Here is a 13,326-nt window from a genome sequence, read left to right on the forward strand (position 1 = left end):
CCTAGCCCTCTCCCCGCAGGCGGGGAGAGGGGACCGACCGCGCAAGGCAATCGGCCTCACCACACAAACAGAAGCGGCGTTGGGCATTGTGGGGCCTCCCTCTCCCCGCATTGCGGGGAGACGGCCGGGGTGAGGGGCCAGGCAAGTAGATGCGGCGTCACTGCCCTCATCTGACCAGCTCCAAAACCCCCTATTTGAACCCGGCAACCCCATGCGGCACATAAGGGCTCTCCAGCGCTTCGATCTCCTCCGGCGTCAGCTTGACCGTGAGGGCTGCAACGGCGTCGGTGATGTGGCCGGGCTTGGAGGCGCCGATGATCGGGGCGGTGACGGCGCTTTTCTGCAGGATCCAGGCGGTGGCGACCTGGGCGCGGGCGATGCCGCGCGCCTTGGCGACCGCGCCGACAGCCTCGACGACCTTCCGGTCGGATTCGAGCGCCTGGGTGTAGAGCGTCTTGCCGAATTCATCACTTTCCGTGCGGGCCGTCGCCTCGTCCCAGTCGCGGGTCAGGCGGCCGCGGGCGAGCGGGCTCCAGGGGATGACGGCGATCTTCTGGTCCTCGCAGAAGGGCAGCATCTCGCGCTCCTCCTCGCGGTAGAGCAGGTTCAGGTGGTCCTGCATGCTGACGAATTCGGTCCAGCCGTTGAGGCGCGAGGTGTAGATCGCCTTGGCGAACTGCCAGGCATACATGGAGGAGGCACCGATATAGCGGGCCTTGCCAGCCTTGACGACGTCATGCAGCGCCTCGAGCGTTTCCTCGATCGGCGTCGTATAGTCCCAGCGGTGGATCTGGTAGAGGTCGACATAATCGGTGCCGAGGCGACGCAAGCTGTTGTCGATCTCGTCGAAGATCGCCTTGCGCGACAGGCCGGCGCCATTGGGGCCGGGGCGCATGCGGTTGAACACTTTCGTGGCGAGCACGATGTCCTCGCGGCGGGCGAAATCCTTGATGGCGCGGCCGACGATCTCTTCCGACGAGCCGTTGGAATAGGTGTTCGCGGTGTCGAGGAAATTGATGCCGGCCTCGATCGCCTGCCGCAGCAGCGGACGGCTGTCCTCTTCCTTCAGCGACCAGGCATGCGTGCCCTTGTTGGGGTCGCCATAGGTCATGCAGCCCAGGCAGATGCGGGACACTTCAAGACCGGTCTTGCCAAGCTTTACGTATTCCATCGATCGTCTCCGTTCATTCGGGGGTATCGGGCGCATGGGCCGCGCCGCGAGGGCGACAGGGCGGATGCGTCACCAAAGATAAGCTCGGCAGACAGACGCCGCCGACAATGCATCAGGTCGTGAAGAGCTTCGAGATATTCTCTCAATAAATAAGGCGTTTCGCCGGCCGGGAAAGATGGAGGCCGTAAATGTTTCCTTGAACCGCAGGGGTGACAGGTGTTAGCTGCGCTGCAACATTTTTCCGGAAATCCGCATGCAACTGCCTCCGCGCGATACTTATGAAGCCCTTTACCGTGATTTTCGCTGGCAGATTCCGGCGAAATTTAATATCGGGCGCGCGGTCTGCGACGATTGGGCCGAGCGGGAGCCTGACCGGATCTGCCTCGAACATTTCAGCCCCGACGGCCGGCATCTCAGCCAGACCTATGGCGAACTGCGCGATCGCTCCGCCGCCTTCGCCAATGCCTTGACGGCGCTCGGCATTGGGCGCGGCGATCGCGTGGCACTGCTTCTGCCGCAGGGTTTCGAAACCGTCGCGGCGCATGTGGCGATCTACAAGATGGGGGCCATCGCCCTGCCGCTTGCGCTGCTGTTCGGCGCGGAGGCGCTGGAATACCGGCTGAAGGTCGCGGGCGCTTCGGTGATCGTCGCCAACCGCTTCGGCCTCGATCGGCTGCGGCCGATCCGCGACCGCCTGCCGGAACTGGCGCATGTGATCAGCATCGATGGCGGCGAAGAGGGCGTGGCCGGTTTTGCCGATCTCGTCGCGGCGCATCCGCCGCTCTTTGATGTCGCCGATACCGGGCCGGACGATCCGGCCCTGATGATTTTCACCTCGGGCACGACCGGGCCGCCCAAAGGCGCCTTGCATGGCCACCGGGTGCTTCCGGGGCATATTCCCGGCATGCAGTTCGCCCATGAGGGTTTTCCGCAGGCGGACGACAAGCTCTGGACGCCGTCGGACTGGGCCTGGGCGGGCGGTCTTCTGAACGCGCTGCTGCCGAGCCTGCTGCTCGGCGTACCCGTCGTTTCCTCGCCGGCGCAGAAATTCGACGCGCATACGGCGTTTCGCATCATGGCCGAGATGGGCGTGCGCAATGCCTTCATCCCGCCGACGGCGCTGCGGCTCTTGAAATCGGTCGACAATCCCCGCGCGCTCTACGATCTCAAGCTGCGCACCATCGGTTCGGCGGGCGAGGCGCTCGGGCGCGAGACCTATGAATGGGCGCGATCGGCCCTCGGCATCACCGTCAACGAGTTCTTCGGCCAGACCGAGTGCAATTTCGTTCTGTCCTCCAGCGCCGCCTTCGGTGTCAGCCGTGGCGGCGCGACCGGCAAGCCGGTGCCCGGCCATCGCATGGCGGTCGTCGACGCCGAGGGCAGGGAGGTGCCGATGGGTGAAAGCGGCCAGATCGCCATCCAGCGCCCCGATCCGGTGATGTTCCTCGGCTATTGGCGTGATGAGACGGCGACGGAAGGGAAATTCGTCGGCGACTGGATGCTGACCGGCGATCTCGGCCGGCAGGATGCGGACGGCTATATCCATTTCATCGGCCGCGACGACGATGTCATCACCTCCTCAGGCTATCGCATCGGCCCCAGCGAGATCGAGGATTGCCTCGGTGGCCATCCCGCCGTGCAACTCGCTGCCGTGGTCGGCAAGCCGGATGCGGTGCGCACGGAAATCGTCAAGGCCTATGTGGTGCTGGTGCCCGGCCATGCGCCCGGCGAGGCGCTGGCGATTGACATCCGCGACTGGGTGAAGACGCGGCTCTCCATGCATGAATATCCGCGCGAGATCGAATTCGTCGATGAACTGCCGCTGACGACCTCCGGCAAGGTGATCCGCCGGTTGCTGCGCGAGCGGGCGGTTGCCGAGGCAGCGTCTTCGAAAGATTAGCGCTTCGTCAGCGACAGGATCTTCTGGCGCAGCAGTTTCGCCATGTTGCGGGTGCTGCGGTACATGTGCAGCTGTGCCGCCACCTGCCGCACGTCGCGGTCGCCGTTCTGCGTCAGGCCGATGATCAGCGTGCCCATGTCCTCGCGCTCCTGCCAGAAGCGGCTCATGATGGGATGGTCGGGCGTGCCGCAGGAATCGGAGCGGACGATATTGGCGTCGTCGAGATGCCATTCCGTCAGCTCGCCCATCAGCAGCTTGCCGGGCGAGTAGCGGGCATAATCCTCGTTGTAGGCGGTCTTCCAGGTATAGGCTTCGCCGCCCATCATCAGCACGATCATCGAGGCGATGGCCTTGCCGTTGAGGTCGATGGTATGAATGCGCACGGCGTCGACGGCGGCGAGGTTGGAGACGGCTTCGCGGGCAAAGGCCGCGTGGTGACGGTCGGTCACCAGCGCACTGCGCTTCTTGCCCTTCCAGCCGCTGGCCTCGAGCGCCAGGAATTCCTCCATGCGCAGATGGATGTCGCGCGACTGGCGGCTCACGGTGTAGACGACCTCGCCATGGCTTTCCAGCAGCCGCCATTGCCGGCGCATCTCGCGCAAATGCGCATTCGAGATCGTCCGCTTGAGATAGGCGAGCGCATCGTCGCTGCTGTGAAGCATTGGCCGGCGATAGGTATTGGCGACGGTGAGCGGCAGGTTGCGGCCGATGGCGACGGCCTTTGCCATCTGCGCGAAGCGGCCGTTCAGGCGGATATCCGGCAGCACCAATGTCGTCGGCAGCTGCAGCTCGCGCCGGGTCAGCGCCTCGAAGAGATTGTCCAGCGTCTCGCCGGCCTCCTCGGCATCCACCAGCGGCGTGCCGAGCGGGCCGAAGGAATTCGACCAGACACGGATGATCGACGGACCGATGGCGAAACCGGGCTTGTCGAGGGTAAAGGGCATCAGCAGGCGCATGCGGCTGCGGGTGCCGTTCTGGTCGCGCATCAGCGCGAGGCGGATGTGGCGGTCCTCCAGGCGCGGCATGGCCGGAGCCAGGAAACGGCCGGAAAAGAAGACGTTCGGCTCCATGGCGCGGTTGGAGAGGAAGTCCAACTCGTCCTGCAGCTCATAGCCGAGCTTGCCGGGATAGAGGCAGAGTTCGCGGCCGGCGCGGCCGACTTCCACACGGGCTTCCGCCTTGGGCGGCTCGAAATGCAGCGCCGCGAGCGTATGCGTGAGCGCATTCACTTGGCTGTCGGTGCTTTCGGTGAAAGGAGGGCGCGCCATGGTCAGAGTGCCCCGTTCGTTGAGGAAATTACAGGTTTGCGGAGGAGGGCGAAGAGCGTGATACCGAGCGCGCGGCGCACCGCCATGTGCAGCAACAGGGCTTCGATCGCCAGGGCGCTCGCGGCGGCGATGGCGGCGCCCTCGATGCCGAATTGCGGGATGAGCAGGAGGTTGAGGCCGATATTGGCAAGCAATGCGACGGCATAGAGATAGACGCAGAGCATCTGCCGGTCCGCCATCATCAGCAGTACCTCGGCCGGGCCGACCAATGCCTTGGCAAGCACCCCGGCGAGCAGGGTGGCCATGACCAACTGGCCCTCGGTGAAGGCGGCGCCGAAGAGCGAGAGCAGGAATTGCCCGGCTGCCAGCATCGCGATCCCGACGGCAAGCGCCGGGAAGAAGGTCCAGCGCGTGGCTTCCGTCGCGAAGGCGGCGAGCTTGCCGCGGTCGCCCTCGGCCATGATCGCGGCAAAGCGCGGGCCGATGGCGGCCTTGACGGCGAAATGGACGAAATGCACCAGCGCCATGATCTTGGCGGCGGCGAAATAGATCGCGACCTCGCCGGGGTCGAGGAAGATGCCGACCACGACGACGTCGGAATTGGTCAGCAGATAGCCGACGCCCTCGACGAGGAAGACCGGGAAAGCGACGGCGAACCAGGCGTTGAACTCGATGGCTTTCGGGCCGCCCGGATAGTGGCGGCGCAGGCGGAAGTCGACCGCAAGATATTGGCAGAGCACGGTCACGAAGCTCGCCGCCAGCGCTGCCGACATGGCCGTGACCGCGCTGTGGGCCGCGCCGGCGAGAATGGCGCAGAGCATGAAGAGCAGGATCAGTGTCGGCCGGATGAGGAAGGTGGGGCTGAGCGCCATGACCGGCCAATGTTTGGCGCGCGCCGTGCCGTCGAGCACGTCGCCCAGCGCGATCATCGGCACGGCGATCAGGCCGAGGAAGATCGGCATCACATAGTAGCTTTCGATCCTGCCGCCGAAGGCATGGAGCGCCGCCATGCCGATCAGGGCGAGCCCGCCGGCGACCGCCAGCACGAAGAGGCGCGCGGTGCGGTTCAGCCCGCGAATGGCGTCATGCTCGCCGCTGGCGTCATATTGCGGCAGGAAACGGATGATGGCCGTGGGGAAGCCGAGGCAGGCGAGATTGCCGAACAGGATCATCAGCACCCAGACGAAGACGAAGATGCCATATTCGAACTGGCCCATCATGCGGGCGAGCGCGATCTGCGAGACGAAGGCAAGGGCGGCGCCGGCGATGCGGATGGAGAAGGCCGTGAGCGCCATGCGCTGCGAGACGGATTTTTCGTCTTTGCCGGCAAGAATGGGGGCAAGCTTGCGCAGATAGGGCGACAGAACGGTCCGCAGCCCGGACGGCAGCATTCTTTCTGCTGTTTGAAAGACCGTCATGATCGATACGCAATACTTTGAAATATGATCTTAACCCTGCGGTAGTCTTGGCAGAGGGGGGTTAAGAATCGGTTTTCCTCATGTAAGGAAAATCGCATGGCGGCTGCAACGGTGTGTTTGTCGGCATGTGCAACCTGACGGTGGCGCCTGTCCTCCATGGACCGCGCAGGAATCGGGTGGCTGGATGGCGGCGCGGCGTGCAGAGTCGCAGGGCTCGCCGGTGGAGGACCGCATGCTCACGCTTTACGATTATTTGCCATCGCAGAATGGCTGGAAGGCCAGGGTGCTGTTCGGGCTGCTGAATATTCCCTACCATACCCGACTGGTGTCGATCTTCGAGGGCGAGGGGCGCACCGATGCTTTTCTCGCTCTGAACCCGGCTGGCGGCATTCCCGTTCTCGAATTGGAGGATGGGCGGACGATCGCCGAATCAAATGCGATCCTCGCTTATCTCGCCGAAGGTACGCCGTTCTTCCCCGCGGAACGCTATCAGCGCGCCAAGATCATGCAATGGCTGTTCTTCGAGCAATATCATGTCGAACCGATCATCGGCACGTTGCGCTTCTGGACGCTGACGGGACGGCTTGAGCTCAATCGGGTGATGGCCGACGCCAAGCGCGCAGCCGGCGCCCGGGCTCTCGCCGCGCTGGAGCGCGGCCTTGCCAACACGCCGTTTCTTGCCGGCGAAGCGTTCTCGATCGCGGATATCGCCGTCTAAGCCTATGGCCACCGGGCAGGGGATTGCGGTTTCGTTCTCGCCGACTATCCGGCAGTCGGGGCTTGGTTCGACCGGGTACGGGAGGTCATCGGTCGCGCCTATACGGTCCATCTCTATGGCGAGGATCCATATTCCGCTCTTTGAGCGTGATGGCTTGCTGGCGAGGTGTCGCCGCATGAGTTCTCCGGGCTGGTGCATTTCCCCGATCAACATTCGATAGGCGTAGAAACACGAATGCCGCCAAGCGGCGGCATTCGGTTCATTGCTGTCGGTTCACGAAGCCTCAGACCACTTCATTGCTCTCGAAGGCGCCGTGGCAGTGCTTGTATTTCTTGCCCGAGCCACAGGGGCAGGCCTCGTTGCGGCCGATGCGGCCCCAGGTGGCGGGATTCTGCGGATCGCGATTTTCCGGCGGCACGACCGTCTCGTTGACGAGCCGGAGCGGCGCGAATTCGTCTTCGCCGGTGGTGGCGTCGATATGGCTCGCCTGCATCGGCAAAGGCTGCGGCTCGGCCGGCTGCTGCACCAGCTCGACGCGCGACAGCTGCGCGGTGACGGCCTGGCGAAGATTGTTCAGCAGCGACTGGAAGAGCTCGAAGGCTTCGGCCTTGTATTCCTGCAGCGGGTCGCGCTGGGCATAGCCGCGGAAGCCGATGACGGAGCGCAGGTGGTCGAGGTTGACGATGTGCTCGCGCCAGAGATTGTCCAGCGTCTGCAGCACGATGGAGCGCTCGACATAGGTCATGATCTCGGGGCCGAAGCGCTCGGCCTTTTCCGCGGCAGCCTTGTCGGCGGCTTCCGTCAGGCGGGCGCGGATATCGTCTTCGGCGATGCCTTCTTCCTTGACCCAGTCGTGGATGGGCATGTCGAGATCGAAGAAGTTGGCGACGGCGATCTTCAGGCCGTCGGCATCCCATTGTTCGGCATAGGCGCGCTCCGGAATATGCCGGGCGACGAGGTCCTCGATGACCTCGTGGCGCATGTCGCCGACGGTCTCGGAGAGATCGGCCGCTTCCATCAGCTCGACGCGCTGTTCGAAGATGACCTTGCGCTGGTCGTTCAGCACGTCGTCATACTTCAGAACGTTTTTGCGGATGTCGAAGTTGCGGGCCTCGACCTTCTTCTGGGCGCGTTCCAGCGCCTTGTTGATCCAAGGATGGACGATGGCTTCGCCTTCCTTGAGGCCGAGCTTCTGCAGCATGCCGTCCATGCGGTCGGAGCCGAAGATGCGCATCAGGTCGTCCTGGAGCGACAGGTAGAATTTCGAGCGGCCGGGGTCGCCCTGACGGCCGGAACGGCCGCGCAGCTGGTTGTCGATGCGGCGGCTTTCATGGCGTTCGCTGGCGATGACGTAGAGACCGCCGGCGGCGAGCGAGCGCTGCTTCAGTTCCTTGATTTCCTCGGCGATGCGGGCAATGGCCGCGTCGCGCTCGGGGCCGGGCTCGACCTCGTGCAGGTCGCGCTCGACACGCATTTCGAGGTTGCCGCCGAGCTGGATGTCGGTGCCGCGGCCGGCCATGTTGGTGGCGATCGTCACCGCGCCGGGAACGCCGGCCTGGGCGACGATATAGGCTTCCTGCTCATGGTAGCGGGCGTTCAGGACCTGGAAGTCGTTGAAGCCCTGCTTGCGCATGAGGTCGGCCAGCAGTTCCGACTTCTCGATCGAGGTGGTGCCGACGAGAACCGGCTGGCCGCGCTTGTGGGCGTCCAGGATCTCGGCGATGATCGCCTTGTATTTCTCCTCATGCGTCCGATAGACCTCGTCGTCCTCGTCGATACGCTGGATCGGCAGGTTGGTCGGCACTTCGATCACGTCGAGGCCGTAGATGTTGCCGAATTCTTCCGCTTCGGTCGAAGCCGTGCCGGTCATGCCGGCGAGCTTGTCGTACATACGGAAATAGTTCTGGAAGGTGATCTGCGCCAGCGTCTGGTTTTCCGGCTGGATCTGCACCCGTTCCTTGGCTTCCAGCGCCTGGTGCTGGCCGTCCGAATAGCGGCGGCCCGGCATCATGCGGCCGGTGAACTCGTCGATGATGACGACTTCGCCGTTGCGAACGATATAGTCCTTGTCGCGCTGGAACAGCTTGTGGGCCTTGAGCGCGTTGTTGATGTGGTGGACGATCGCGACGTTTTCGACGTCGTAGAGCGATTCGCCCTTCAGCAGGCCGGCATCGCGCAGCATGTTTTCCAGCTTCTCGGTGCCGTCTTCGGAGAAGTTGGCCGAGCGCTGCTTTTCGTCGATTTCGTAATCGTCCTTCGACAGGCGCGGGATGAAGGCATCGATCGTGTTGTAGAGATCGGAGCGGTCGTCGAGCGGGCCGGAGATGATCAGCGGCGTGCGCGCTTCGTCGATCAGGATCGAGTCCACTTCGTCGACGATCGCGAAATTATGGCCGCGCTGCACCATCTGGGCGCGATCATATTTCATATTGTCGCGCAGATAGTCGAAGCCGAGTTCGTTGTTCGTGGCGTAGGTGATGTCGCAGGCATAGGCGTCATGGCGCTCTTCGTCCGAGAGGCCGTGGATGATGACGCCGGTGGTCAGGCCGAGGAAGCTGTAGAGACGGCCCATGGTGGCGCTGTCGCGCTGTGCCAGATAGTCGTTGACCGTGACGACATGCACGCCCTTGCCGGCGAGCGCGTTCAGATAGACCGGCAGGGTCGCGACCAGCGTCTTACCTTCGCCGGTCTTCATTTCGGCGATGGCGTTGGAATGCAGGATCATGCCGCCGATCAACTGTACGTCGAAAGGTCGCATGCCGAGAACGCGGCGCGAGGCTTCGCGGGCAACGGCGAAGGCGGGCACGAGGATGTCGTCGAGCGTCTTGCCGTCGGCGAGCTGCTGGCGGAACTCGACCGTCTTGGCGGCCAGCGCCTCGTCGGACAGGGCACGCATCTGTTCTTCGAGCGCGTTGATCGCGGCGACATTCGGCTGGAAAGACTTCACCCGGCGGTCGTTGGACGAGCCAAACAACTTGCGGGCAATTCCACCTAGGCTGACCATGTGACTGGTCCTTTCTGAGATTTCATCCTGTCGTTTTCCGCTTTATCCATCTCCGAAAAAATCGGGAGTATAGCGCAAAACGCCCGGAAACTGTTCTGGACGCGAGGTTGCGTGACAGATAAGAGGGGGGTCGATTGATGTCAACGGGAATTGGCCGATACAGAAAGGCCACATTCTCCTGCTGAAGGCTTTCTTCCTGCCGGATTCGCAACGTCGAGCCGGTCGTGACCACCGAAAGGTTATTTGATGTTGAGCTATAATAAACTTGCTGCGGTTGCTTTCGCAACATTCGTCACCTTGCAGGCGCCGGTCTTCGCCGCTGACGCCAAGGACCCAGTCGTTGCCAAGGTCGGCGATGTGGAAATCCATCAGTCCGAACTCGATCTTGCGATCGCCAACCTCGACCCGCAACTCGGCCAGCTTCCCGACGACCAGAAGAAGGTCGCCGCCCTTTCGGCTTCGATCGACGTCAAGCTGCTCGCCAAGAGCGCCGCTGCCGAGAAACTCGACCAGACGCCGGACTTCCAGTCGCACATGGCCTATCTGCGCGACCGCGAGCTGCACAATGCCTATTTCAAGGCGCATGTCGCCGACGGCATCACCGACGATGAAGTCAAGGCCCGCTACGACAAGGAAGTCGCTGCCCTGCCGAAGCAGGAAGAAGTCCATGCCCGCCACATCCTGGTGAAGACCGAGGACGAAGCCAAGGCGATCATCAAGGAACTGGATGCCGGCAAGGATTTCGCTGCGCTCGCCAAGGAAAAGTCGACCGACCCGAACAAGGCCGACGGCGGCGATCTCGGCTATTTCGGCCATGGCCGCATGGTCAAGGAATTCGAAGACGCAGCCTTCGCGCTGCCGGTCGGCAGCTACACCAAGACCCCGGTAAAGTCCGATTTCGGCTGGCATGTCATCAAGGTCGAGGACAAGCGCGACGCTCCGCCGCCGCCGTTCGACCAGGTCAAGGACCAGGTTCGTCAGCTCGTCATGCGCGACAAGTATCTTGAACTCCTGAACAAGGCCAAGCAGGAATCGAAGGTCGTCATCAGCGACCCGGCGCTGAGCAAGGCCTATGAAGACGCACAGAAGCAGCAGGATGCCGCGCCGGCAGGGGATGTGGAAGCCCCCGATGCAGCCGCGCCCGACGCCCAGCCGCAGAAGTAAGCATTCGCAGTCAAACCATCAGGGCCCGGTTCTTCCGGGCCTTTCACTGGAGCCGGATGATTTTAGATCGCATCGACCTAAAATCTGAATCCGCTCCAGAATCAAAAATAGAGCATGATGCCGAAAACCGCCTACGCTTTTCGGCATCATGTCCTTTCAGGTGGCCTCATGTCCGGTTCCGTCTCTCCGCTTGCTCCCAAATCCTTCGTGACCATGCCGGCCCTGCGCGGCGTGCGCATGACCACGGCGTCCGCCGGCATCAAATACAAGAACCGGACGGACGTCCTGCTCATGGTCTTCGACAAGCCGGCTTCGGTCGCGGGTGTCTTCACCCGCTCGAAGTGCCCGTCGGCGCCGGTCGATTTCTGCCGGTCGAACCTGGCCCACGGCAGCGCCCGCGCCGTCGTCGTCAATTCCGGCAATGCCAATGCCTTTACCGGCCTCAAGGGCCGTCAGGCGACCGAACTGACCGCTAAGTCGGCGGCTGCCGCCGTCGGCTGCGGCGAGAACGAGGTCTATCTCGCCTCGACCGGCGTCATCGGCGAGCCGCTGGACGCCACCAAGTTTTCCGGCGTGCTCGACACCATGGCGAAGGATGCCACGAGCGATTTCTGGTTCGAAGCCGCCAAGGCGATCATGACCACGGATACCTATCCGAAGGTCGCCACCCGCAGCGCCGAGATCGATGGCATCAAGGTCACCATCAACGGCATCGCCAAGGGCGCCGGCATGATCGCGCCCGACATGGCGACCATGCTCTCCTTCGTCGTCACCGACGCCGATATTTCGTCTTCCGCCCTGCAGTCGCTGCTGTCCGACGGTGTCGGACCGAGCTTCAACTCGATGACGGTCGATAGCGATACCTCCACCTCGGACACGCTGATGCTGTTTGCCACCGGCGCCGCCGCGGCCGACGGCCAGGCCCGCATCGAGCGCGCCGACGATCCGAGGCTCGCTGCTTTCCGCGCGGCGCTGAACGAGCTGCTCAAGGACCTCGCCATTCAGGTCGTCCGCGACGGCGAAGGCGCCACCAAGATGCTGGAGATCACGGTGACCGGCGCCGAGAGCGATGCTAGCGCCAAGCGCATCGCGCTTTCGATCGCCAATTCGCCGCTGGTCAAGACCGCGGCCGCCGGTGAGGACGCCAATTGGGGCCGTGTCGTCATGGCCGTCGGCAAGGCCGGCGAGATGGCCGACCGCGACAAGCTCGCCATCTGGTTCGGCGATGTCCGCGTCGCCGTCAACGGCGAGCGCGATCCTTCCTATTCGGAGGAGGCCGCTTCGAACGTCATGAAGCGGCAGGACATTCCGGTGAAAGTCGACCTCGGGCTCGGCAATGGCCGGGCGACGGTCTGGACCTGCGACCTCACCAAGGAATATGTTGCCATCAATGGCGACTACCGGAGCTGATGCCGAACTGATGCATGCGCTGTCCTCGATGAACAAGCTGCCCTTGGTGCGCAGGCTCGAAGCCGTTGGCTTCCGGGCCTGGCCCGCCTCATCCGTGCAATATGACGGTAGCTGGCAAGTGCGGCTGACGGCGGGCCATCCGTCGAAGCGGCTGAATTGCGTCGTGCCGCTCGATCCCTCCGACCATCGCGACCTGGAAATCCGGCTGGCGAAGGCGCAGCGCAAGTTCGAAGCCTATGGCCGGCTGATGGTGGTGCGCGAGACGCCGCTTGCCTCGCCCATGCTGATCGAGCTGTTGCGCGACCGTGGCTGGGACTGTTTCGACGAGACCATCGTCATGACCGCCGATCTTGTCGATCTCGAGCTGCCCGATGCGCTGGACCATCTGCCCAGCCACGATGTCGGCCGCTATGTCGATGCCAGCCTGCTGGTCGATCGCGCCGATCCGGCTCTGAAGCCCGCTTTGGCGGAGGTGGTGAGTGGCATCAAGCCGCCGTCGGGCCTTTTCGTCATCGAGAATGACGATGCCGGGCCGGTGGCGACGACGCTTTGCGTGCAGGACAATGATCTTGCCGGCATCATGTCGGTGTCGGTCGCGGCGGAGCATCGGCGGAAGGGGCTGGGCGTCGAGATCCTGACCTCGGCGCTGCGCTGGGCGCGCATGCGCAGCGCCCGCACCGCCTGGCTTCAGGTCGGCGCCTTCAACGAGCCGGCGCTGGCGCTTTATGCCCGTTTCGGTTTCCGCGAGGCCTATCGTTATTGTTACTGGCGCTCCCCGGAGGAAGCATGAGCGAAGCAGGCCGCAAGATCATTCTCGTTGCCGCCTGCGCGCTGATCGACGCCGATGGCCGCATTCTTCTGGCGCAGCGCCCCGAGGGGAAATCACTCGCCGGCCTTTGGGAATTTCCCGGCGGCAAGGTCGAGGCCGGCGAGACGCCGGAGGAGACGCTGATCCGCGAACTCGACGAAGAGCTCGGTATCCAGACCAAGGCCGCCTGCCTCGCGCCGCTGACCTTCGCCAGCCATACCTACGAGACCTTCCATCTGCTGATGCCGCTCTATATCTGCCGGCGCTATGAGGGTATCCCGCATGGCCGCGAGGGGCAGGCGATCAAATGGGTCCGGCCTCAGGCCCTGCGCGACTATCCCATGCCGCCAGCCGACGAACCATTGATCCCGTTTCTGCAGGATCTGCTCTGATTTCGGACCTTGGACGCGGGTGCGTAAGGCCACGGTGCGTTCACATCCTGCTGGATCTTTCGCCCGACACGGC

General features: G+C 63.6%; 9 protein-coding genes and 1 pseudogene. 6 read left to right on the plus strand and 4 right to left on the minus strand.

The features are described from left to right. Nucleotides 1–190: 190 nt before the first annotated feature. Nucleotides 191–1,171, minus strand: a complete 981-nt coding sequence (locus FHX11_RS24700; RefSeq protein WP_184362299.1) for an aldo/keto reductase — start codon at nucleotides 1,169–1,171, stop codon at nucleotides 191–193. Between the two features lie 253 nt (nucleotides 1,172–1,424). Between FHX11_RS24700 and FHX11_RS24705 the strand changes: the two genes are divergently transcribed. After that, complete coding sequence (locus tag FHX11_RS24705; protein WP_184362302.1) at nucleotides 1,425–3,071, plus strand: AMP-binding protein; 1,647 nt, start codon at nucleotides 1,425–1,427, stop codon at nucleotides 3,069–3,071. Here the strand turns inward: FHX11_RS24705 and FHX11_RS24710 are convergent. Together FHX11_RS24710 and FHX11_RS24715 are read right to left on the minus strand one after the other, a co-directional pair. Further along, on the minus strand, nucleotides 3,068–4,339 hold the full coding sequence (locus FHX11_RS24710; protein ID WP_184362305.1) for a GNAT family N-acetyltransferase: 1,272 nt from the start codon (nucleotides 4,337–4,339) through the stop codon (nucleotides 3,068–3,070). The two genes, FHX11_RS24705 and FHX11_RS24710, sit on opposite strands and share 4 nt — an antisense overlap. 2 nt (nucleotides 4,340–4,341) lie before the next feature. After that, the gene (locus FHX11_RS24715) at nucleotides 4,342–5,757 is read right to left on the minus strand and encodes a lipopolysaccharide biosynthesis protein (protein WP_184362308.1); all 1,416 of its coding nucleotides are present in this window, start codon (nucleotides 5,755–5,757) and stop codon (nucleotides 4,342–4,344) included. 232 nt (nucleotides 5,758–5,989) lie between these two features. Here FHX11_RS24715 and FHX11_RS24720 point away from each other — a divergent pair. After that, nucleotides 5,990–6,619 (plus strand): annotated as a pseudogene (locus tag FHX11_RS24720) (glutathione S-transferase family protein). Nucleotides 6,620–6,758: 139 nt separating this feature from the next. Here FHX11_RS24720 and secA read toward each other — a convergent pair. After that, entirely contained in the window at nucleotides 6,759–9,479 is a 2,721-nt protein-coding gene (gene secA, locus FHX11_RS24725) for a preprotein translocase subunit SecA (RefSeq protein ID WP_184362311.1), read from the minus strand. Between the two features lie 246 nt (nucleotides 9,480–9,725). Between secA and FHX11_RS24730 the strand changes: the two genes are divergently transcribed. The 4 genes from FHX11_RS24730 to mutT all read left to right on the plus strand — a co-directional run bounded on the left by FHX11_RS24730 (nucleotide 9,726) and on the right by mutT (nucleotide 13,253). Beyond that, the gene (locus tag FHX11_RS24730; protein ID WP_184362313.1) at nucleotides 9,726–10,643 is read left to right on the plus strand and encodes a peptidylprolyl isomerase; all 918 of its coding nucleotides are present in this window, start codon (nucleotides 9,726–9,728) and stop codon (nucleotides 10,641–10,643) included. A 168-nt stretch (nucleotides 10,644–10,811) separates the two neighbouring features. After that, nucleotides 10,812–12,053 (plus strand): bifunctional glutamate N-acetyltransferase/amino-acid acetyltransferase ArgJ, encoded by a 1,242-nt coding sequence (gene argJ, locus FHX11_RS24735; protein WP_184362316.1) that lies wholly within the window; start codon nucleotides 10,812–10,814, stop codon nucleotides 12,051–12,053. Continuing rightward, a complete protein-coding gene (locus FHX11_RS24740) occupies nucleotides 12,034–12,843 on the plus strand; it encodes a GNAT family N-acetyltransferase (RefSeq protein WP_184362319.1) in 810 nt (269 codons plus the stop codon). Before argJ ends, FHX11_RS24740 begins: the two co-directional genes overlap by 20 nt. After that, nucleotides 12,840–13,253, plus strand: coding sequence for an 8-oxo-dGTP diphosphatase MutT (gene mutT, locus FHX11_RS24745; protein ID WP_184362321.1), 414 nt, complete (start codon nucleotides 12,840–12,842; stop codon nucleotides 13,251–13,253). Before FHX11_RS24740 ends, mutT begins: the two co-directional genes overlap by 4 nt. Nucleotides 13,254–13,326: the final 73 nt, after the last annotated feature.

The sequence above is a fragment of the Rhizobium sp. BK602 genome, from assembly GCF_014195095.1.
Taxonomy (GTDB): Bacteria; Pseudomonadota; Alphaproteobacteria; order Rhizobiales; family Rhizobiaceae; genus Rhizobium.